Raw genomic sequence first — 19,831 nt, 5'->3', positions numbered from 1 at the left:
CCTCCGGCCTGCGGGTCGCGCGGGCGCGGGTGGAGAGCCGGAGACCGGGGAAAGGGGTGTAGGGCCGGCGCGTCGCGGACCTGTGGGCGCAGCTCGGGTCTGCGGGTGCCTGGCCCGTGGGCCGGGCCTCAGGGCCCGGGTCCGGGGTGCCCCCTGCGGGCCGCCGGGATCAGGCCGCCGGGATCAGGCCCCGCGCGGCAGGTCGAAGCGCGCCGTGACGCGCTTGCCGACCGGGACGAGCTCGGCGGTGACCGCGTCGCTGACCGCGCGGACGATCTCCATGCCGTGGCCGCCGAGCCGCGCGGGGTCCGGCGGGAAGAAGCGGGGCAGCGTCGTGCTGCTGTCGTACACCGTGACCGACGCGTAGCGCGCGGTGCCCTCCAGCTCGATCACATAGGGGCCGTGGCTGTGCCGCTCCGCGTTGGTGACCAGTTCGCTCACCACGAGCAGCACGTCCTGGCGGGTGCGCTCGTCGAGCGGGGCAAGCCACTCCGCGCCGAGCTGCTGGAGGAAGCGCACGGCGAGGTCTCTTGCCGACGCTATGGAACCCGGCTCCCCGGTGAACTGGGCGGCCCTGTTCAGGCACTGCGTCGGCTGCACGGACGGCTCCGTACCGGTGGGGAGCGTCGCCCCCGAGACGGTGATCTGTTCGTTCATCTGCTCCTGCCCGCGCACCAGTGGGCGTCCGGGATCCCCGCTGTCCGTCCTCGCTTATGCCCCCTCATGCGCTTCTCATGCGCACGGTCCTCGGTGAGGGCCGTCACGACCTGCCGGGCAGCCTTACGACGGTCACGAAGAACTCGTCGATCTGCCGGACGGCCGCGATGAACTGGTCGAGGTCGACCGGCTTGGTGACATAGGCGTTGGCGTGGAGCTTGTAGCTGCGCAGGATGTCCTCCTCTGCGGAGGACGTCGTGAGGACCACCACGGGGATCAGCGCGAGCTCCGGGTCCGTCTTGATGCGTTCGAGGACCTGGCGGCCGTCGTAGCGGGGCAGGTTGAGGTCGAGCAGGATCAGGTCGGGGCGCGGCGCGTCCTCGTAAGGAGCGCGGCGGTAGAGGAAGTCGAGGGCCTCCTGGCCGTCGCGCACGACGTGCAGGGCGTTGCGGATCTTGTTGTCCTCGAACGCCTCGCGGGTCATCAGTTCGTCGCCCGCGTCGTCCTCGACCAGAAGGACCTCGATGGGCTTCGGCTGTGCGGGGATGGTCATGTCGCGGCTCCGTGCGGGGTGCTCGTTGCGGGGGTGGGGGCGGGAAGGGCCATGGGCCGCTGCGCGGCGTGCCGGTCCGCGGACTCCGCGGGCAGGACGAAGTGCAGGGCGGTGCCGCCCTCGGGCACCGGTTCGAGCCAGATCCTGCCCCCGTGGAACTCGACGATCTTCCGGCACAGGGCGAGCCCGATGCCGGTGCCCTCGTACTCGTCGCGGGCGTGCAGGCGCTGGAAGATCACGAACACCTTCTCGGCGAACTCGGGGGCCACACCGATGCCGTTGTCCGTGACGCTGAAGTGCCACAGGGCGCCGTCCTCCGCGCCGGGCGCGGAGTCCTCGCGCACACAGTCGAGCACGATGCGGGCGGGCCGGTCGGGGCTGCGGAACTTGATCGCGTTGCCGATGAGGTTCTGCCAGAGCATGGCGAGGGTGGTGGGGTCGCCGTGCACCCCGGGCAGCGGCGACTGCCGTACGACGGTGACGCCGTTCTCCTCGATGACCATGGCGAGGTTGCCGAGGGCCCGGTCGACGGAGACCTCCAGGTCCACGGCCTGCCAGGCGTCGTGGACGCGGCCGACGCGGGAGAACGTCAGCAGGTCGTTGATGAGGACCTGCATGCGCTTGGCGCCGTCGACGGCGAAGTCGATGTACTGCTTGCCGCGGCCGTCGAGCCGGTCGCCGTAGCGCTTCTCCAGGAGCTGGCAGAACGAGGCGACCTTGCGCAGCGGCTCCTGGAGGTCGTGCGAGGCGACGTAGGCGAACTGTTCGAGCTCCGAGTTGGAGCGGCGCAGCTCCTCGGTCTGGTCGGCGAGCAGCTCCTCGCGCTGCCTGCTCTCGTCGAGTTCGGCGACGAGCCGCGCCCGCATGTCCTCGACGGCGGCGCCCACGGCACGCAGGTCGGCGGGGCCCGTGACCTCGATGCGGCGGCCGAACGCCCCGGCCCGTACCCCGTCCGAGGCGGCCCGCAGCTGGGCGAGGGGGCGGCCGACCATGTGGTGGAGCAGGAATGCGAGAGCGGCGACGGCGGCCACGAAGAAGACGAGCATCACAAGGAAGACGACCTCGCTGACGTGCCTGCTGTGTTCGAGGCGCGCCCTGGCCCGGTCCCTCGCGGTGTCGAGGTGGGCACCCTGGGTGGCGAACTGCTTGCGCAGGCCGTCGAACTGGATCCTGCTGCGGTTGAGCTGGGCGCCGGACGCGGTGAGCTTGCCGCTCGCGCGGACCTGGCTGATCAGCGGCTGCGCGGTGTCGGCGCGCCAGCGCGCGGCTGCGCGGGTGATGGCCTCGGTGTCGCGCAGGAGCCCGGGGTCGTCCGCCAGGATGCGGTGCACCCCCGCGGTGAAGCGGCGCTCGCTCCTGACGCCGTCGGTGTAAGGCTGGAGGAAGGTGGGGTCGCCGGTCAGGGCGTAGCCCCGTACGCCGGTCTCCTGGTCGAGCAGCGACTTCTGGAGCTGGTAGACGGCGGCCCTCGCGGGCTGGATGCGTTCGGTCAGCTCGTCGCTGCGGCTGTCGGTCTTCGAGAGCAGCACACCGCCCACGGCGGTGCAGCCGACCACCACCACGACCATGGCGGCGAGGATCAGCCGGCCCCAGCCCTGGACGGACAGCCGGTCGCGGGTGAGGTGCCAGAGGGTCATGCGCGGTCTCCCCAGCCGAGGTGGAGTACGGCGACGTCGTCGGCGAGCCCGCCGAAGGGCGCGGCGCCCGCGGTGGCCTCGGCGACCAGGGTGTCGACGAAGTCCCGGGCGGACAGGGCGCCGTGGCGCCTGGCGAGGGCGAGGAGGCCCTCCTCGCCGAGGCGGGACACGGGCCCCGTGCGGCCCTCGAACAGCCCGTCCGTGAAGAGGACGACATGGCCGCCGGGCGGCAGCGGGACCGTGGACTCGGTCCAGCGGCCCGCGCCGGGCAGCAGGCCGAGCGCCATGCCGACGCGCGGCTCGATCCAGCTGACGGAGGTGCCCTCGCGGACCAGGAGCCCGGGGTGGCCGGCCCGCACGACGCGTACCTCACCGCCGCCCGGCGGGAAGGTGAGCGAGGTGACGGTGGCGAAGACGTGCTGGTCGGAGCGTTCCGCGACGAGGATCTCCTCCAGCAGCCCGACCCGTTCGAGCGGGGCGGTGCCGCACAGGACGGCGGTGCGCCAGGCGACGCGGAGGCAGACACCGAGCGCGGCCTCGGCCGCGCCGTGCCCCGACACGTCGCCTATGACCGCGTGGACGGTGCCGTCCGTGGTCTGCACCACGTCGTAGAAGTCGCCGCTGAGGAGGCCGTGGGCGCGCCCGGGTTCGTAGCGGGCGAACGCCTCGAAGTCGTCGCCGCGCAGCAGCGGCACGGGCAGCAGGCCGCGCTCCAGCCTGGCGTTCTCCTGGGCCATGAGCTCGTTGGCGCGCAGGGCGGCGGTGGCGCGTTCGACCTGCTTGCGCTGGAGGGCGTAGCGGACGGCGCGGCTGAGGATCTCCGGGTCGAGGCGGTCCTTGACCAGGTAGTCCTGGGCGCCGGTGGCGACTGCGGTGAGGCCGGTCTCGCCCTCGGCCATGCCGGTCAGCACGACGATGGCGGCGTCGGGGGCCCGGTGGACGATGCGGGTGACGGCGTCGACGCCGTGGGCGTCGGGGAGGTGCAGGTCGAGCAGGACGCAGACGGGCCCGGCGGCGCCAATCAGGTGCCGCTGGGCCTCACTGACCGTCTTGCACCAGGTCAGGGCGGACTCCAGGTCGCTGTCGGCGAGCATCTCCTCGACCAGCAGCGCGTCGCCCGGGTCGTCCTCGACCAGGAGCAGGACGGCGTCCACCGCGCGCCGGGCGTCCCGTGCGCCGGACACCGTCTCCTGTACGGGCACCACGCCGGACACCGGCGCGCTGACCCGGCTCGGCCCAAGCTGCGGCACGGGCACCCCAAGGGGCGACTCTGCCACGCTCACACCCCCACTCGCCTGGCGGCGCCCACGACGGCACCGCTCCGGCGGGAAGCATATGCGACAGCGGTTACGTGTTTTCAGGGACGGCCGCTCCTGGCCGGGGAGGCGGCGGGCGGAGCCGGGGAGCGACCGGCGGCAAATGGCACGCGTCACCCCGGCGTCGGCGGGCAGACGGATTCCCGTGGAAGGAAGATCCGCGAAGGGGGGTCCCTATGACCACCGTCGAAGAAGGGCCTGACGGCGCGACCGCCGAGGGCTCGCGGTGGCTGGACGCCCGGCCCGCAGGCGCGGCCGAGGCGCGTGACCTGACCGCCGCCTACCTGGCGGAGCAGGGTCCCCGGGTGCCGCAGCCCGTGCGGGACGACGTGCTGCTCGTGGTCTCCGAGCTGGTGACCAACGCCCTGCGGCACGCGGGCGGCGCGCGGGGCCTGCGGGTCGCGCTGCGCCCGGCCGGCGTCGAGGTGACCGTGCAGGACGGCAGTACGCGGCGGCCCGTCGAGCGCGGGCACGGCAGGAACTGGCTGCCGGGCGGCTACGGCTGGCCGATGGTGTGCCGCCTCGCCGAGGTGGCGGTCGTGCCGCTGGGCTCTGACGGGAAGCTCGTACGGGCGACCGTGCCGGTGCGGCGGAACTGACGGAGGGCCCGTGGCCCGCCCGTCGGCAGGCCCCTGGCCGCCGGGCAGGCGGGCCACGGGCGGAGAGCCGGGTCGGCGCGGGCGGGCAACGAGAGCACACGGGAAGGGCCGAAGACCGCGTCGAGCGGGAGAGCGGCGTCCGGCCCCTCGGGCCCTGGCACCCGGGCCCAGGCCGACCGCCCCGCGCAGGGCTGCCGGCGCTACCGGTGGCCGACCGGCGTCGCGGTCGGTGCCGGGGCCGCTCATGAGGACTGCCGGCACCGACCGCGGCCAGTGGCCGCGCGCTGCGGAGGCTTACGCCCCCCGCTTCCCCCCAGAACCGGTTCGCAGCGCGCTGTGCGACAAGCATGGCGCAGGTGGGGGCCGCTTTTCTTCGTTCAGCTTCTCTTACGAAATCCGGTGTGAATAATGGTGAGGCCAACAGGACGCCCCCTCTCCCCTTCCCCCCGGAGGGCCACCGGACATGCACAAGAAGGCGCTCAGCGCCATGCTGCGCGAACGCCGCGCCCTGATCAGCCCGGAGTCGCACGGGCTGGCCCGGCCGACCGGACAGGGAAGACGCGCGCCCGGCCTCTCGCAGCAGCAGGTGGACCTGCTGCTGAACCGCGCGATCCACACGTACCACCGCCTCGAATCGGGTACGTACCACAATCCGCCGGTCGGCCTGCTGCGCGAGGTCGCGCAGCTGTTCCGCTTCGACGAGCAGGAGTGGGTGTCCCTGTGCCGCTACGCGCGGGACGAGGACCCGCCGGGACCGCTGCGCCCCTCGGCGGGCAAGGAGATCCCCGGCATGTGGCAGGAGGCCGTCGAGGGCATCCTGCACCCGGCCTACATCACGGACGCGTCCTGGGACATGCTGGCGTGCAACAGCCCGTTCACGGAGATGGTGCCGGACGGGCGGGTGCCGGGGAACATGATGCGGTTCATGCTGCTAGACCCGGACGGGCGGGCGATCCTCAGTGACTGGGAGACCGCCTGGGCGCCGCTGCTGGTACCGCAGTTGCGGGCCGCGCTGGTGGCGCGGCCCGACGACACGGTGCTGCGCGGGATCGAGCGCGAGGTGCTCGCTGACCCGCTCGCGGGGCCGCTGTACGAGGCGGGCGGCGCGGTCATCCACCCCGACGGCGACGAGCGGCCGATCCGGCACGTGAAGCTGGGGCCCGGCTGGCTGCGGATGTGCGCGGCACAGCCGCTGGCGTCGCCCGGGGCCCGGCTGATCATCCTGATGTACCAGCAGGGCCCGCGGCAGGACGGCGCCCCGGCGATCCGGTCGGGCCGGACCTGGGCCGGCCTGCCGCCCGCCTGAGCCGCACCGCCGCCCGCCGGACCGCCCGTCCGCCGGACCGCCGCCGCCGTCAGGAGTTGCCGAGCGGCAGCCCCGGCGGGTTGACGCGGGAGGTGGGGACGGCCTCGTCGGTGAGGTTCCACGCCTTCAGCCAGGCCGCGTACTGGCCGTGCTCGATCAGGTAGTTGACGGCGTCGGAGAGTGGCTTGGCGAGCCCGCTGCCCTTTTTGGCCGTGGCGCAGATCAGGCCCTGGAGGGTGGAGCCCGCACCCGAGTAGGTGCCGGCGCTGCGGGTGGCGTTGGGGGTGCGCGCGGTACGCACGGTGTGGTAGGCGACACTGGGGTTGGGTGCGAGGTAGGCGTCGATCCGCCCGGAGTTCAGGGCGAGGTAGGTGCTGTTGGCGTCCTGGAAGTACCTGACGGTCAGTGTCTTGCCCGCGGCCTTCAGCTGGTCGCGCCAGTGGAGCAGCAGCTTCTCCTGGTTGGTGCCCGCGCCGACCGCGACGGTCTTGCCCGCGAGGCTGCGGTAGGTGCCGTCGAACCTCCACGGGTCGGACTTGCGCACCTCGAAGCCGAGGTTGTCCTTGCGGTAGCAGGCGAACTCGTATTTCTCCTTGCGCTGTTCGGTGTCGGTGATGTTGGAGAAGCCGACATCGGTGCGGCCGCTGTCGATGCCGACGAAGAGGTTGTCCCAGGTGGCGTTGGAGAGCCGGGGCCTCAGGCCGAACACGGCGGCCACGAGGCGGCCGAGGTCGGGTTCAGAACCGGTCAGGGTCTTCTGGTCGCCGCCGACGTAGCCGAGCGGCGGCGAGCCCGCGGGGAGGAAGCCGAAGCCGATGTCGAGGGTGCCCTTGCCGGTGAGGCGCTTCGGCAACTCGGCCCGGATCGCGGCGACCTCGGGGACCTTGAGGACGGCCTGCCGCGCCGCGCCGTTGGACTGCGCGCCGACGGTGACGGTGCCCTTGGCCGCGGCGGGGGTGCCCGCGGTGTCCGCGGCGGCGGAAGGAGAGGAGCCGCCGCAGGCGGCGAGGGAGAAGGCCAGCGCGGACGCGGCGCAGAGCGCGACGACGGCGCGGGCGCGCGGGCCGCGGGGACCGCTGGGACGGAGGCGGACACGGAGAGAGGGCATGGGGAACCTCGGGCATTCGGGGTCGGGAAGGGGCTGGCGGTGGACCTGGCCGCCGCCTGCCCGGCGGGTGCGGCGCGGTAGCACGCCGTGCACCCGCCGGGCGGGCGGGGACGGATACGGAGGGCCGGCGGTACGGGCGAGGCCGCGGTACGGCAACGGCCGGTGGTACGGGGGCGGCTGGAGTACGGAGTGCGGCTGGTGGCGCGGGCGGCCGGGGTACGGGGCCACAACTGGTGGCGCGGGCGGCGGGAGTACGGGTCCGGGTTGGTCCGGTTACGGGCACGGTGGGAATCGCGGGCTGGGCGCGATCAGAGGACGCGGCTGAGGAACTCGCGGGTGCGTTCGTGGACGGGGTCGACCAGTACCTGTTCCGGCGGGCCCTGTTCGACGATGCGGCCGCCGTCGAGGAAGACCACGTCGTCGGCGACCTCGCGGGCGAAGCCGGTCTCGTGCGTCACGACGATCAGGGTCGTACCGCCCTCGGCGAGCGCGGAGATCACGGCGAGCACTTCGCCGACGAGTTCCGGATCGAGCGCGGAGGTGGGTTCGTCGAACAGGATCACACCGGGTTCGAGTGCGAGCGCCCTGGCGATCGCGACGCGCTGCTGCTGGCCGCCTGAGAGCTGCCGGGGATAGGCGTCCCCCTTGTCACCGAGCCCGACGCCCGCGAGGAGTTCGCGGGCCCGCTCCTGCGCCTGTGCGCGGGTCCTGCGCCCGGTGGCGACGGGCGCGGCGGCCACGTTCTCCACGGCCGTCAGGTGGGGGAAGAGGTTGAAGCCCTGGAACACGAAGCCGATGCGGGCCCGTTGGGCGCGGATGGCGCGCGGCGCCAGCTCCCGGAGCCTGCTGCCCTGCCGGCGCACACCGATGAGTTCGCCGTTGACCCGGACGTGTCCCGCGTCGAGCTTCTCCAGGTGGTTGACGGCACGCAGCAGGGTGGACTTGCCGCTGCCCGAGGGGCCGAGCACGGCGGTGACCTGCCCCGCGGGGACCGTCAGGTCGATGCCGTCGAGCACGTGGTGGGGCCCGTACCACTTGTGCGCGCCGCTCACCTCCACGGCGGCGGGAGCGGGGAGGTCCGCGCCGGAGGCCGCGGTGTGTTCGCGGTGTGCGGGCGTGGCGGGTGTGTTCACGCCGGGGCTCCCGGGGCGGTGCGGGCCCGCAGGGTGCGCAGCGCGGTGCGGAGCCTGGCGAGCGGGGTCGGCGGCAGGGTGCGCAGGGCTCCGCGGGCGAAGCGGCGTTCCACGGAGTACTGGACGACGGAGACGGCGCTGGTGAGGATCACGTACCAGACCGTCGCCACCAGCAGCAGCGGGACGACGTCGCCTGGGAAGGTGCTGCCCATGTTCTGGACCTGTCCGAACAGGTCGAGCAGGGACACGTAGAAGACCAGCGAGGTGCTCTTGACCAGTCCGATCAGCTGGTTGACGTAGGACGGCACGATGGCGCGCAGCGCCTGCGGCAGGACGATGCGGGTGAACTGGTAGCGCCGCGGCAGGCCGAGGGCGTCCGCGGCCTCGTGCTGCCCCTGGTCGACCGAGAGCAGGCCCGCGCGCACCACCTCCGCGGCGTACGCGGCCTCGTTGAGGCTGAGTCCCACCACGGCGATGACGAGGTCGGTGGCGAGGTGCGACTCGTCGAAGTGGACGAAGCCGGGCCCGAAGGGGACGCCGAGGCTCAGTGTCTTGTACAGGGCGGAGAAGTTGTACAGGAACAGCAGCACCACGATGAGCGGCACCGAGCGGAACAGCCAGATGTAGAGCCAACTGACCGACCGGAGAACGGGGTTGCGGGAGAGCCTGCCGAGCGCGAGCAGGATACCGCCGGCGAGGCCGAGCACCGCGCTGTACGCGGCGACCTTCAGTGTGATCAGCAGGCCGCCGAGGATCGAGGGCCGCAGGAACCAGTACTGGAACCGGTCCCACTGGTAGAACGGGTTGGTCGCCAGGCCGTGCGCGATCTGGGCGGCGAGCACCAGCACGACGAGTGTGGCGACCCAGCGCCAGGGGCGCCGCTGCGGCAGCACGCGCTGCGCGGCGGCCGGCCGCGCCGGTGCGTCGCCCGGCGGCGGCGCGGTGGTGACGGGCGCCGCGGCGACGGGCGCGGGTGGCTCGCTCATGGAGGCTCCAGCGGAGTCGGTACGGGAGGGGCGGGGGTGCGGAGTGCGCGAGGGTCGCGCCGCAGCGGGGGTACGGCGGCAACCGGCTTTGCAGGGAGACCTGTTGCCATGCCCGCGCGGCTCGGCCGGCTCCCCCGCGCGGCTCGGCCGGCTGCTCGTGCGGGCAGGGCGGACCCGGGGTGCCGAGGGGACGCGCGGACGGCGCGGGACCCGCGCGAGGGGAGCGCCGGGTCAGGCGCGGTGCGCGACGGGGCAGCGCGGACAGAGCGCGCTGCTGACGCGGAGCAGGTCGACACTACGGTCGAGGACCGCGGAGAAGCGGCGGTGGCAGCGCCACATGGCCTCGTCAGCCGCTGTGCGCATGTCCTCTCACCCGCCCCGGTCTTGTGTGCTCCCACCGCCGGAGACGCCCGGCGGGCCCTCAGTTAGGCACGGGACACAGACCGGTGTCAACGTGCGCGGCGCGGTGCGGCCCGCGTCCCATCCCTCAGGACGGCGGTTGACGCGGCATGGCGCGGATGGTCGACTGATGCCATGCAGAGGCGAGTTGCGCTGGTCACCCGTGGACACATCGACTTCGGTCGCGTGTGGTCCGCCACGTGTAGCGCCTGACGGCCCTTCGTCCGGCCCGCCCCCTCGCTCCGTCTGCCCCTCGCCGCCCCTTCCGCCGCCGTGTGCCCGCGCGCCCGGCCGAGGGCCCGTGCGCGCCGGGGTCGGCGGCCGTGCCCCGTCCGCGCGTTCCCGCAGGAAGGTTCCCTCTCCCATGACCACGATGCCCTCCGTACCCGCGGGGCCCCATGACGCCGCCTGGGTGCGGGTGCGGGCCTCGGATCCGCTGGTGGCGCCGATGCTGCGCCAGCTCGGGGACGAGTACTCCGCGCGCTACGGCAAGGACGCGCACACCGAGCTGGCCGGCTATCCGGCCGAGGAGTTCGAACCGCCCCACGGCGTCCTGCTGTTGCTGCTCGAACAGGGCGCGGCGGTGGCCGGCGGCGCGTACCGCCGCCGCGACGCCTCGACCGCCGAGCTGAAGCGGATCTGGACGCATCCCGCGCACCGCAGGAGGGGTCTTGCGCGGCGGGTGGTCGCCGAGTTGGAGCAGACTGCGGCGGCGGGCTACGCCCGGGTCTACCTCACCACGGGCCCGCGCCAGCCGGAGGCCCGCGCCCTGTATCTGGCCGCCGGCTACACGCCCCTCTTCGACCTGGCGGCGGACCCGGAGACCATCGGTCCCCTGCCCTTCACGAAGGACCTCGTGCCGCCCCCGGACACCGCCCGGCGCGTGGTGTGAAGCGGGCCCCGGCGGGAAAGGGGTCCGGCAGTCATCGCCGCGGTCCCCGCACGGGCCCCGCGGCGCGGTACGGACGAGGGGCGCGCGGACGACATGGGTGACGGGCCGGCGGACGCCGGACGGCAGGCGGCGGGCGGCGGCCCTGCCGCGGGAGCCGGTACGGAGCGGGCGAGGCTGCCGCGGCTGCCGGTGCGGCAGCTGGCGGCGGCGTCCGTCGGCAACGCCGCCGAGTGGTACGACTGGTACGCCTACTCGTTCCTCGCCATCTACTTCGCGGACCGGGTGTTCCCCAAGGGCGCGGGCGACTCCCTCGTGCCGCTGCTCTCCGCCTTCGCGGTGTTCGCCGTGGGGTTCTTCATGCGGCCGGTGGGCGGCCTGCTCATGGGCGCCGTGGCGGACCGTCGGGGCCGCCGCGCCGCGCTGACCCTCACCATCCTGCTGATGGGCGGCGGCAGTCTGCTGGTCGGTGTGACACCGACGTATGCGGCGTCCGGGCTGCTCGCCCCGGTGGTCCTGGTGGTGGCCCGGCTCGTCCAGGGCCTTTCGGTGGGCGGTGAGTTCGCGGCGTCGACCACCTTCCTCGTGGAGTCGGCGGGCGAGCGCAGGCGGGGCCTCTTCTCCAGCTTCCAGTACGTGTCCACGACCGTGGGCCAACTGGTGGCCTCCGGCATCGCGGCCCTGCTCGCCGGCAACCTCACCGAGGGGCAGATGGCGTCCTGGGGGTGGCGGGTCCCGTTCCTCCTCGGCGCGGTCATCGCGCTCGTCGGCTTCTGGATCAGGCGCGGGGCCGTGGAGACCCGCAGCGCGCCCGAGCCGGGGACGCCGCGGCCCGGGCTGTTCGAGGCGCTGCGCCGCCACCCGCGCGCCTCGCTGCTGATCTGCGGGATCACCGCGGGCGGCACGATCGCGTACTACACGTGGACGACGTACCTGCCCACGTACGCGACGGTCAACGCGGGCGTCGGGAAGGGGACGGCGCTCACCGCGGGCACAATCTCGCTGGCCTTCTTCGCGGTGCTCCAGCCGCTCGGCGGCGTCCTCTCCGACCGCGTGGGCCGCAAGCCGCCGCTGATCGCCTTCGCGGTCGGGTTCGCCGTGCTCGCCGTGCCACTGCTGCACCTGCTCGACGGGGGTTTCTGGTCACTGCTGCTGGTGCAGTGCGCGGGCATGGTCCTGCTGACGGGGTACACGGCGGTCGCCGCGGCCGTGAACGCGGAGGTCTTCCCCGCGCGGGTGCGCGCGGCGGGCATCGGCTTCCCCTATTCGCTGACGGTGGCCCTCTTCGGCGGCACCGCGCCCTACGTCGGCACCTGGTTCGCCGACGCCGGGCACGCCGGCTGGTTCCCCTGGTACGTGGCGGTGCTGTGCCTGGTCTCCGCACTGGTGTACGCCAGGCTGCCGGAGACGGCCCACGGGACGCTGGAGCGCTGATCGCGCGGGGTCCGCTCCGCGGTGTATCGCCGCGACGCCTCAAGTACCCGGTCGGCCCCGGCGCCGAGCGCCAGGCCGGCGAAGCCGGCAGCGGAAGAGCAGGAACGGGTGCGCCGCAGCGGCCGCCGGCGCCCGTCACAGCGGCACCGCCCGCGAACTCCGTTTCGCCCACGGGGCGCAGGGCCCCGGGGCCTTCGGCGCGGCGGCAGGGCGAGGCCGACGGCGGATCCTCCCCGGCGCGCGCGTGCACGACAGCGTCCGTGCCCGTCTCCGTTCGTCTCTCGATGGGCACGGGCCCCCGTCGGGCGAGCCGCCCCCGCGAAGAGGTTCGGCCTCGGCCTGAGGTACGACCGGGCCGCCGTGGAGTGGCGGAGTCAGCAGGTCGTCCATGCGTTCCTTGAGCTCGCCGGAGAGCCGCGTCGGTTCGGGGTCGACGGTGCGGGCCCCGGGCGGCGGCCCGGCTGCCGGCCACGAGCGGCAGGACCTCGTCCGTCCAGCCGCCCAGCCCGTGCCGAAGAAAGGCATCCGCCACCAGGCCCTTCGGAATGTCTCGAAATCGCGCGAGAACATCGTTGCCGACCTTCTGCTACGTGATTTTTCGAGAGGTTCAACGCCGGAATCCAGGTCGCTTCCACACGGAAATCGGATAGTCTTTTTCAGGCTTCCTGCACACGTGCCGGGCCGCTGCCCGGCCGCCCCCTGACGCGGACACGGGGGCAGCAGCCGGTATCATCCTCCACCCTGAAAAGGGCCTCCGGAATCAGCGGAACGAAACCTGAAAAATCCTCATTCCTGCCGATAAAGCGCGAGGATTGCGCAGGGCGCAGTGGAAGCGCTTGATTCGCACAGGGCGGTGTCGCGGAGGCGACCGGAATCGCGCGGTGCGGGCGTCGGACCGCGGGCCGCGAGATGGCCAAAGTAGTAGTTGGCCACCGGATCGGGCCGTGTTAAATTCGGGAATACGCCACGTCCGATTTACCGGCCGGCAGCAGGGTATCGCTGCCGCCAGCGGACGTCAATGGACCGGCACCGAATCAGGTAGCCGCGGGAGGGGACAGCGTGACGAACGAGTCTGACGCATGGACGGATCCAAACTTCTCATCGGTCGATCAGTCGGATCGCGCCGTCCCTGTCAACCTGCGCCAAACGGGTCGACCGGACATCGAACTCCTGATATCCACGCGCGCCCGGAAGTCGCCCTACTGGCACCTGGCGATCGAGGCGGGATGCCGACGCGCAGAGGTGTACAACCGCATGTACCTGCCCAGGGGCTACGCCTCCAAGGAGGGGAACGGCGGGTCCGCGGCCGAATACGAGGCCTTGACGCAGCGCGTGACGTTATGGGACATCGCGGCAGCGCGGCAGATCCGCGTGCACGGACGCGAGGCCACCGAGTTCGTCAATTACGTCGTCACGAGGGACGTCACGCGACTGGCGCCCATGCGGGCGGCGTACGTCGTCCTGTGCGATGCCGGCGGACGAATGGTCAACGACCCGCTGTTGCTGAAGATTTCCTCCGACGAGTACTGGTTCAGTATTTCCGACTCGGATCTGTCGCTCTGGCTGAAGGGGGTCAACGTCGGCAAGGGGTTCGATGTCGAGATCCAGGAGATCGACGTGTCGCCCGTCCAGATCCAGGGCGCGCAGGCCAACAGGCTGATGGCCGACCTCATCGGTGACACAGCATCCGAGATGCCCCCGTTCGGGCTGGCGGAGGCCGAGATCGCCGGCCTTCCGGTACTTGTTTCGCGAACGGGTTTCTCCGGTGAGGCGGGATACGAGGTCTACCTGAAGAATTCGAGCATGAACGCGGAGAAGATGTGGGATGCGATCCTCCGGGCGGGAGAGGATTACGGGCTTGCGGTCACCGGCCCCATCCAGCCCCATCGGATCTCCTCGGGGATCCTCGCGTGGGGCCAGGACGTCGACAACGAGATGGTCCCCTTCCAGGTCGGATTGGCGGCCCACATTCCCCGCAACAAGGCGTCGGACTACATCGGCCGGGGCGCCCTCGAACAGATGCGGGCCGAGATCTCGACCGGAAACCATCCGTACAAGCTCACCATGGCGGGGTTGAGGATGGAGGGGGACCCGATCGCGGACTACCTGTCCGACTTCTGGTTGGTCGCGCCCTCCCCGGACGCGGAGCCGGTGGGCTACGTGACGTCCGCTGCGTACGCCCCGAAACTGCGGACGAACGTCGCCCTGGCCCGGCTGCCGGTCGACCTCGCGGTTCCGGGGACACCGGTGTACGTGTTCGAGCCGGCGGGTGACGCGACGAGCAGGAGCATCCCGGCGGTGGTCTCGGCCTTTCCCATCGAGTGAACCGTCGCGGCCCCGATCGCCCGGGGTATGGCCCGAGAACGCGCCAGGGCCGGTTTCGGATGTCTCCGAAACCGGCCCTGAACTGCGACTCTGTCGAGTCGGGACGACAGGATTTGAACCTGCGACCCCTTGACCCCCAGTCAAGTGCGCTACCAAGCTGCGCCACGTCCCGATGCCCGTGACCTGGGGTTTCCCCCGGCCGAACGCGCAAGAGAAGAGTACCGCACTCACCCGGGTGGTCACGAACCGCTTCCCGGTGGGCGTCGGGCGGCCGCCCGGGGGAAGCTGTCTCTGGCGTAGTGGATTGTTCGGTCACACGGAAGGAACCACGTCATGCCCGCAAGCAGTGACCTGCTCATCGACGGCTTCGGCCGCATCCGGGAGGTCGTGCACGAGGCGGTGGACGGTCTTGGGCCCGAGGAGCTCGCCACCCGGCTCGACGACGGCGCGAACTCGATCACCTGGCTGGTCTGGCACCTCACGCGGGTCCAGGACGACCATGTCGCGGACGCGGCGGGCTCGGAGCAGGTGTGGACGGCGGAGGGCTGGTCGGACCGGTTCGAGCTGCCCTTCAAGCCCGCGGCGACCGGGTACGGGCACTCATCGCGCGACGTGGCCGCCGCCAGCGGCATCTCCGCCGATCTCCTCACCGGCTACCACGAGGCGGTGCACGACAGGACGGTCGCCTATCTGCACACGCTCGGGGACGCGGACTTCGAGCGGGTCGTGGACGACTCCTGGACCCCGGCGGTGACACTCGGTGTCCGGCTCGTCAGCGTGCTCTCCGACGACCTCCAGCACGCGGGCCAGGCCGCGTTTGTCCGCGGGGCGTTGGAACGCCGCTAGCGGCCCTTGCCGGTGGCCGCGTTCCCGGCAGTGGCCTTGTCGGCGGCCCCCCTCTCCGCGACGGCGTCCGCGGCGGCCGGGAGGTACGACAGCAGCTCCCGCGCCGCCGACGTGGTGCGCCGGCCCTCGGGCACGGCGACCGACACCTCCCACTGGCAGGTGTCCGCCTCGGCGAGTTCCACCGTGCTCAGCCTCGCCGCCTGCGGCTTGCGGGCGACGGGGCGCGGGACCACCGCGACGCCGAGGCCGTGCCCCACCAGCTCGATCAGGCTGTGCACGTCGTTGACCTCAAGCGCGACCCGGCGCTCACGGCCCGCCGACGCGAACGCGTAGTCGGTACGGCTGCGGGCGCCCCAGTCCGTGTGGAAGTCGACGAAGGTCTCGTCGGCGAGCTCGGCCCAGGTGATCTGCTCGCGCACGGCGAGCGGGTGGTCGGGCCTGCACAGCAGCACCATCCGCTCGCGGGCCAGCGGCAGCAGCCTGATGCCGTCGGGGACCGAGCAGGACAGCGCGAGGAACGCCAGGTCCAGCCGCCCCTCCGCGACGTCGGCGGCGAGCGCGGCCGAGCCCGCCTGCCGCAGCCGGATCTCCACGCCGGGGTGCTCGGCCCTGAACCTGGCCAGCAGGCTCGCCACGTCCACGCCCGCGATGCACTGCTCGGTGCCCACCGCGAGCGTGCCGCGCAGCAGTCCCTGCACCGCGGCGACGGCCTCCTTCGCCGAGCGGACGCTGGCGAGGGCCCTGGACGCCTCGACGAACAGGGCGCGCCCCGCGTCGGTCAGCTCCACGCGGCGCGTCGAGCGCACGAACAGCGGGGCACCGAGCTCGCGCTCCAGCGCGCGCACCGAGGCCGAGAGGCCGGACTGGGAGACCATGAGGCGTTGCGCGGCGCGCGTGAAGTGGCGCTCCTCCGCGACGGCGACGAAGTATTCGAGATGACGCAGTTCCACGATTGAGAAGCCTAGTCTCTCAATGCGTTCGCTTTCTTCTATTGGACGGACAGGCCGCCGAGGGACCAGGGTGTGGGACGTCTCACTCAGAGGAAGGTGAACCCCACTATGAAGACTCGCCGCATCGGGACCGCCGAGGTCAGCTCGATCGGTCTGGGCGGTATGCCGATGTCCATCGAGGGCCGCCCGGACGAGGCGCGGTCCGTCGCCACCATCCACGCGGCCCTGGACGCCGGGGTCACGTTCATCGACACCGCCGACGCCTACCACCGGTTCGCCGACGAGGTCGGGCACAACGAGTCGCTGATCGCCAAGGCGCTGGCCGGCCACGAGCGCGGGTCCGAGGTGCTGGTCGCGACCAAGGGCGGCCACCTGCGGCCCGGCGACGGGTCGTGGACCCTCAACGGCTCGCCCGCGTACCTCAAGAGCGCCTGCGAGGCGTCCCTGCGGCGGCTCGGCGTCGAGGCCATCGGCCTCTACCAGTTCCACCGGCCCGACCCGTCGGTGCCGTACGAGGAGTCGGTCGGCGCGATCCGCGACCTGCTCGACGAGGGCAAGATCCTCCAGGCGGGCATCTCGAACGCGAACCCTGAGCAGATCAGGACGGCCAACGAGATCCTCGGCGGCCGCCTGGTGTCCGTGCAGAACCAGTTCTCCCCCGCGTTCCGCTCCAGCGAGCCCGAGCTTGACCTCTGCACCGAGCTCGGCATCGCGTTCCTGCCGTGGAGCCCGTTCGGCGGGATCAAGAACGCGGGCGCCCTCGGCTCGCGCTTCGCGCCGTTCGCCGAGGTCGCGAAGGCCCACGACGTCAGCCCGCACCAGGTGGCGCTCGCGTGGCTGCTGGCGAAGTCGCCTGTCACGGTGCCGATCCCGGGCGCGAGCCGCCCCGAGTCCATCCGCGACTCGGTGCGCGCCGCCGACCTGGAGCTGACCGCCGAGGAGCTGGAACGCCTCGACGCGGCCTGAGCCGCCCGGCGCACGCGGGCCCCGGCCGTCCGGACGGCCGGGGCCGGAGCCGCCTCACAGCACGTGCGCGTCGAGCCAGTCCGTGAGGTCCCGGTGCACCTCGTCGCGGTTGGTCTCGTGCAGGATCTCGTGGCGCGCGTCCCCGTACGCCTTCCAGGTCAGGTCGGTCAGGCCGAGGTAGCGGAAGTCCTCGATCAGCTCGTAGACGAGCGTCATGCGCTGGTGGCACGGGTCCTGCTCGCCGACCGCGACGTGGACCGGCAGGTCGGCGGGGATGCGGGCGAGCGCCCGCGGGTTGTTGATCTTGCGGACGCCGAGCACCCAGTCGAGCGCGAGCCCGGCGGAGAAGGGGAAGCCGCAGCGCTCGTCGGCCGCGTAGGCGTCGACCTCCGCCTCGTCGCGCGACAGCCACTCGAAGCCCGTGCGGTGCTCGTACGGGTCGTTGAACGACGCGAACAGCTCCGTCACGAACGACGAGCGCGCGTCCCTGCCCTCCTTCTCCGCCTCCCGTTCGAGCCGCACGGCGGTCTCGGCGATCTCGCAGCCGGGCAGCGAGCGGAACGTCCCGGTGAGGATCAGCCCGGCCAGGTCGTCGGGATACTCCTGCGCGTAGTCGCGCGCGAGCATCGAGCCCATGCTGTGGCCGAGCAGGAAGAGAGGCGCGCCCGGGTGGAGGGTGCGGGCCTTCTCCCCCGCCGTCCGCAGGTCCTCGACGTTCGCCCGCCAGCTGTCGCCCTCCGGGCCCGCGGCCCCGTACCCGCCGGTGGAGGTGGCGGTCGCGCCGTGGCCGCGCAGGTCGGTCGCGAGGACGCCGTAGCCGTGCGCGGCCAGGTGCCGCGCGAGGCCGTCGTAGCGCAGGGCGTGCTCGGCGGCGCCGTGCGCGATCTGCACCAGGGCACGCGGCCTGCCGCCCTCGGGCAGCCAGGTGTATCCGGCGATCTGGACGCCGTCGTGGGCGGTCAGCAGTCCTGGCGTGTAGCGGGTCATGGGCGGCGCCTCCGGTGCGGTGTGGGCGGGCGGGTCGCGCGGGCCTCCCCCGCGACTCTCTTCCCGTGCCCCTGTCCCCGCACCCGTACGCCATGCCCCTCAGCGCCCGGAGTCCTCCCTGCGGTGCAGGTCCGCGGCGAGCTCGGCCGCGAGCGACTTCACCGTGTCGAGTCCTGCCCTGCCCCAGCGGCGCGGCTCCGTGTCCCCGGCGCACACCGTGCCGAGGACCAGGCCCGCCCGGTCGGCGACCGGCGCGCCGAGATAGGCGCGGATGCCGGCCTCGTCGACCAGCGGGTTCGCCGCGAACCTGGGAAAGTCCCGTACGTCTTCGAGGACGAGCGCCCTGCCCCTGGCCACCACATGCGGGCAGAAGCCGCGGCTGCGCGCGAGGCCCCGCCCGGCGGCCCGGCCCGGCGGTGTGTGCAGACCCGCGAAGAACTGCCCGCCGCCGAGCAGGAAGTTGACGCCCGCGTAGGGCGCTCCGGTGAGCCGGGCGAGCCGCAGGGCCAGTGCGTCGAACGCGGGCTCGGGGCACTCGCCGAGGCCGAGGCCCCGCAGCCGCCTGTCCCGCTCGGGCGCCTCGCGGTCGTCCGGGGTGATCAGCATCCTGCCGATCGGGTCGTAGGTCACGAGGCCGCCTCCCCCGCGGTGGCGGAGGTGAGCAGGTGCTGTACGAGGGTGACGAGCGTGCGGATGCCCGAGCTGGCGATCCGGGCGTCGCACAGGATCACGGGCACTTCGGGGGCGAGGCCGATGGCGTCCCTGATCTCCTCGGCGTCGTAGTGGAACGAGCCGTCGAACTCGTTGACGGCGACCACGAATCCGATGCCCCGCTGTTCGAAGAAGTCGACGGCGGAGAAGGACTGCTCCAGGCGGCGGGTGTCGGCGAGGACCACCGCGCCGAGCGCGCCCGCGCACAGCTCGTCCCAGAGGAACCAGAACCTCTCCTGCCCCGGCGTGCCGAACAGGTAGAGCACATGGTGCGGATCGAGGGTGATCCGGCCGAAGTCCATGGCGACCGTGGTGGAGGTCTTGCCCTCGACCCCCGTGAGGTCGTCAAGCCCGGCCCCGACCTGGGTGAGGAGCTCCTCCGTGCTGAGCGGGGCGATCTCGCTGACCGCGCCGACGAAGGTCGTCTTGCCCGCCCCGAATCCGCCCGCGACCAGCACTTTCAGCGCCTGCGGAAAGGCCTCGGGCCCGGTCGCGGGGTCGGCGGGGGTCGCGGGGTCCGCGGCGGGCGTGCGCGGCGCCGGGGCCCTGGCTCCGGGGGCGCAGGACTCCGCGGGGGTGCGGGCCGCGGGCACGGAGCCGGCGCCCGGGGTCTCGGCGCGGCCGGGCGCGGTGTCGACCGCGGCCCGGGACACGGGTTCAGAGCTGTCGTCGTAGGCCATCGAGCACCGCCTCAAGCAGTAACTGGTCGGTCGGGTCCTGGAATCTGGAGGGCGGGCGCACGGTGATGGCGCCGCACTGCACCAGGTCGGCGAGGAGGATCTTGGTCACGGTGGCGGGCAGCCCCATGCGGCCGGCGATCTCCGCGACGGGGGTCGGCGCAGGGCAGAGCCCGAGCACCTCGCCGTGTTCCGGCCCGAGGGGCGCCTCGGGCACGCTCCCGGTGGATATCACCAGCGTCAGCAGGTCGAGCGCGACGGCGGGCCGGGTCCTGCCGCCGCTCACGGTGTACGGGCGGATCAGCCGGCCCGCGGCCTGGTCGAGCCATGGGCCGTCCTTCGCGACCGGCAC

20 protein-coding genes and 1 tRNA gene are annotated in these 19,831 nt (G+C 72.8%); 7 read left to right on the top strand and 14 right to left on the bottom strand.

What is annotated here, in order from left to right; genetic code table 11:
- Positions 1 to 183: 183 nt before the first annotated feature.
- The 4 genes from ABEA77_RS05810 to ABEA77_RS05795 form a co-directional block, all read right to left on the bottom strand.
- Complete coding sequence (locus tag ABEA77_RS05810; protein WP_345642081.1) at positions 184 to 657, bottom strand: ATP-binding protein; 474 nt, start codon at positions 655 to 657, stop codon at positions 184 to 186.
- 103 nt (positions 658 to 760) lie between these two features.
- Positions 761 to 1,210 carry a response regulator gene (locus ABEA77_RS05805; RefSeq protein WP_345642078.1) on the bottom strand — a complete coding sequence of 150 codons (450 nt, stop codon included), beginning with the start codon at positions 1,208 to 1,210 and terminating at the stop codon, positions 761 to 763.
- Positions 1,207 to 2,847, bottom strand: coding sequence for a sensor histidine kinase (locus ABEA77_RS05800; RefSeq protein ID WP_345642075.1), 1,641 nt, complete (start codon positions 2,845 to 2,847; stop codon positions 1,207 to 1,209). The genes ABEA77_RS05805 and ABEA77_RS05800 overlap by 4 nt, the downstream gene beginning before the upstream one ends.
- Positions 2,844 to 4,052: a PP2C family protein-serine/threonine phosphatase gene (locus tag ABEA77_RS05795; protein WP_425588207.1), complete on the bottom strand. Its 1,209-nt coding sequence runs from the start codon at positions 4,050 to 4,052 to the stop codon at positions 2,844 to 2,846. Before ABEA77_RS05795 ends, ABEA77_RS05800 begins: the two co-directional genes overlap by 4 nt.
- A gap of 287 nt (positions 4,053 to 4,339) precedes the next feature.
- Here ABEA77_RS05795 and ABEA77_RS05790 point away from each other — a divergent pair, with 287 nt between their 5' ends.
- Entirely contained in the window at positions 4,340 to 4,762 is a 423-nt protein-coding gene (locus tag ABEA77_RS05790) for an ATP-binding protein (RefSeq protein ID WP_345642072.1), read from the top strand.
- 463 nt (positions 4,763 to 5,225) lie between these two features.
- Positions 5,226 to 6,068: an MmyB family transcriptional regulator gene (locus tag ABEA77_RS05785; RefSeq protein ID WP_345642070.1), complete on the top strand. Its 843-nt coding sequence runs from the start codon at positions 5,226 to 5,228 to the stop codon at positions 6,066 to 6,068.
- 49 nt (positions 6,069 to 6,117) lie between these two features.
- Here the strand turns inward: ABEA77_RS05785 and ABEA77_RS05780 are convergent, their stop codons facing one another.
- The 4 genes from ABEA77_RS05780 to ABEA77_RS05765 all read right to left on the bottom strand — a co-directional run bounded on the left by ABEA77_RS05780 (position 6,118) and on the right by ABEA77_RS05765 (position 9,658).
- Positions 6,118 to 7,176 (bottom strand): transporter substrate-binding domain-containing protein, encoded by a 1,059-nt coding sequence (locus ABEA77_RS05780; protein WP_345642069.1) that lies wholly within the window; start codon positions 7,174 to 7,176, stop codon positions 6,118 to 6,120.
- Positions 7,177 to 7,484: 308 nt separating this feature from the next.
- A complete protein-coding gene (locus tag ABEA77_RS05775) occupies positions 7,485 to 8,234 on the bottom strand; it encodes an amino acid ABC transporter ATP-binding protein (protein WP_345642193.1) in 750 nt (249 codons plus the stop codon).
- Between the two features lie 71 nt (positions 8,235 to 8,305).
- Complete coding sequence (locus ABEA77_RS05770) at positions 8,306 to 9,295, bottom strand: amino acid ABC transporter permease (protein WP_345642066.1); 990 nt, start codon at positions 9,293 to 9,295, stop codon at positions 8,306 to 8,308.
- A gap of 231 nt (positions 9,296 to 9,526) precedes the next feature.
- Positions 9,527 to 9,658, bottom strand: a complete 132-nt coding sequence (locus tag ABEA77_RS05765) for a hypothetical protein (RefSeq protein ID WP_345642063.1) — start codon at positions 9,656 to 9,658, stop codon at positions 9,527 to 9,529.
- A 409-nt stretch (positions 9,659 to 10,067) separates the two neighbouring features.
- On the opposite strand from ABEA77_RS05765, the gene ABEA77_RS05760 reads away from it, so the two are divergent.
- The 3 genes from ABEA77_RS05760 to ABEA77_RS05750 all read left to right on the top strand — a co-directional run bounded on the left by ABEA77_RS05760 (position 10,068) and on the right by ABEA77_RS05750 (position 14,342).
- Positions 10,068 to 10,586: a GNAT family N-acetyltransferase gene (locus ABEA77_RS05760; RefSeq protein WP_345642190.1), complete on the top strand. Its 519-nt coding sequence runs from the start codon at positions 10,068 to 10,070 to the stop codon at positions 10,584 to 10,586.
- A 93-nt stretch (positions 10,587 to 10,679) separates the two neighbouring features.
- Entirely contained in the window at positions 10,680 to 12,017 is a 1,338-nt protein-coding gene (locus tag ABEA77_RS05755; protein WP_345642060.1) for an MFS transporter, read from the top strand.
- Between the two features lie 1,059 nt (positions 12,018 to 13,076).
- Complete coding sequence (locus ABEA77_RS05750) at positions 13,077 to 14,342, top strand: glycine cleavage T C-terminal barrel domain-containing protein (RefSeq protein WP_345642058.1); 1,266 nt, start codon at positions 13,077 to 13,079, stop codon at positions 14,340 to 14,342.
- Between the two features lie 98 nt (positions 14,343 to 14,440).
- Here ABEA77_RS05750 and ABEA77_RS05745 read toward each other — a convergent pair.
- Positions 14,441 to 14,514: transfer RNA gene (locus ABEA77_RS05745), tRNA-Pro, on the bottom strand.
- Positions 14,515 to 14,675: 161 nt separating this feature from the next.
- On the opposite strand from ABEA77_RS05745, the gene ABEA77_RS05740 reads away from it, so the two are divergent.
- Entirely contained in the window at positions 14,676 to 15,188 is a 513-nt protein-coding gene (locus tag ABEA77_RS05740; RefSeq protein ID WP_345642055.1) for a mycothiol transferase, read from the top strand.
- Here ABEA77_RS05740 and ABEA77_RS05735 read toward each other — a convergent pair.
- Positions 15,185 to 16,138: a LysR family transcriptional regulator gene (locus tag ABEA77_RS05735; protein WP_345642053.1), complete on the bottom strand. Its 954-nt coding sequence runs from the start codon at positions 16,136 to 16,138 to the stop codon at positions 15,185 to 15,187. The genes ABEA77_RS05740 and ABEA77_RS05735 overlap by 4 nt on opposite strands.
- A 108-nt stretch (positions 16,139 to 16,246) precedes the next feature.
- On the opposite strand from ABEA77_RS05735, the gene ABEA77_RS05730 reads away from it, so the two are divergent.
- Positions 16,247 to 17,104, top strand: a complete 858-nt coding sequence (locus ABEA77_RS05730) for an aldo/keto reductase (protein WP_345642051.1) — start codon at positions 16,247 to 16,249, stop codon at positions 17,102 to 17,104.
- 54 nt (positions 17,105 to 17,158) lie between these two features.
- Here the strand turns inward: ABEA77_RS05730 and ABEA77_RS05725 are convergent, their stop codons facing one another.
- The 4 genes from ABEA77_RS05725 to ABEA77_RS05710 all read right to left on the bottom strand — a co-directional run bounded on the left by ABEA77_RS05725 (position 17,159) and on the right by ABEA77_RS05710 (position 19,831).
- Positions 17,159 to 18,091: an alpha/beta fold hydrolase gene (locus tag ABEA77_RS05725; protein WP_345642048.1), complete on the bottom strand. Its 933-nt coding sequence runs from the start codon at positions 18,089 to 18,091 to the stop codon at positions 17,159 to 17,161.
- A 99-nt stretch (positions 18,092 to 18,190) separates the two neighbouring features.
- The gene (locus ABEA77_RS05720) at positions 18,191 to 18,721 is read right to left on the bottom strand and encodes a GAF domain-containing protein (RefSeq protein WP_345642045.1); all 531 of its coding nucleotides are present in this window, start codon (positions 18,719 to 18,721) and stop codon (positions 18,191 to 18,193) included.
- Positions 18,718 to 19,482, bottom strand: coding sequence for a GTP-binding protein (locus tag ABEA77_RS05715; RefSeq protein ID WP_345642043.1), 765 nt, complete (start codon positions 19,480 to 19,482; stop codon positions 18,718 to 18,720). Before ABEA77_RS05715 ends, ABEA77_RS05720 begins: the two co-directional genes overlap by 4 nt.
- Positions 19,460 to 19,831, bottom strand: a complete 372-nt coding sequence (locus ABEA77_RS05710) for a DUF742 domain-containing protein (protein ID WP_345642040.1) — start codon at positions 19,829 to 19,831, stop codon at positions 19,460 to 19,462. Before ABEA77_RS05710 ends, ABEA77_RS05715 begins: the two co-directional genes overlap by 23 nt.

The sequence above is a fragment of the Streptomyces tremellae genome (genome assembly GCF_039540215.1).
GTDB lineage: Bacteria > Actinomycetota > Actinomycetes > Streptomycetales > Streptomycetaceae > Streptomyces > Streptomyces tremellae.
The sequence above is the reverse complement of the archived record's forward strand: the minus strand, read 5'-3'. Positions and strand labels throughout refer to the sequence as shown.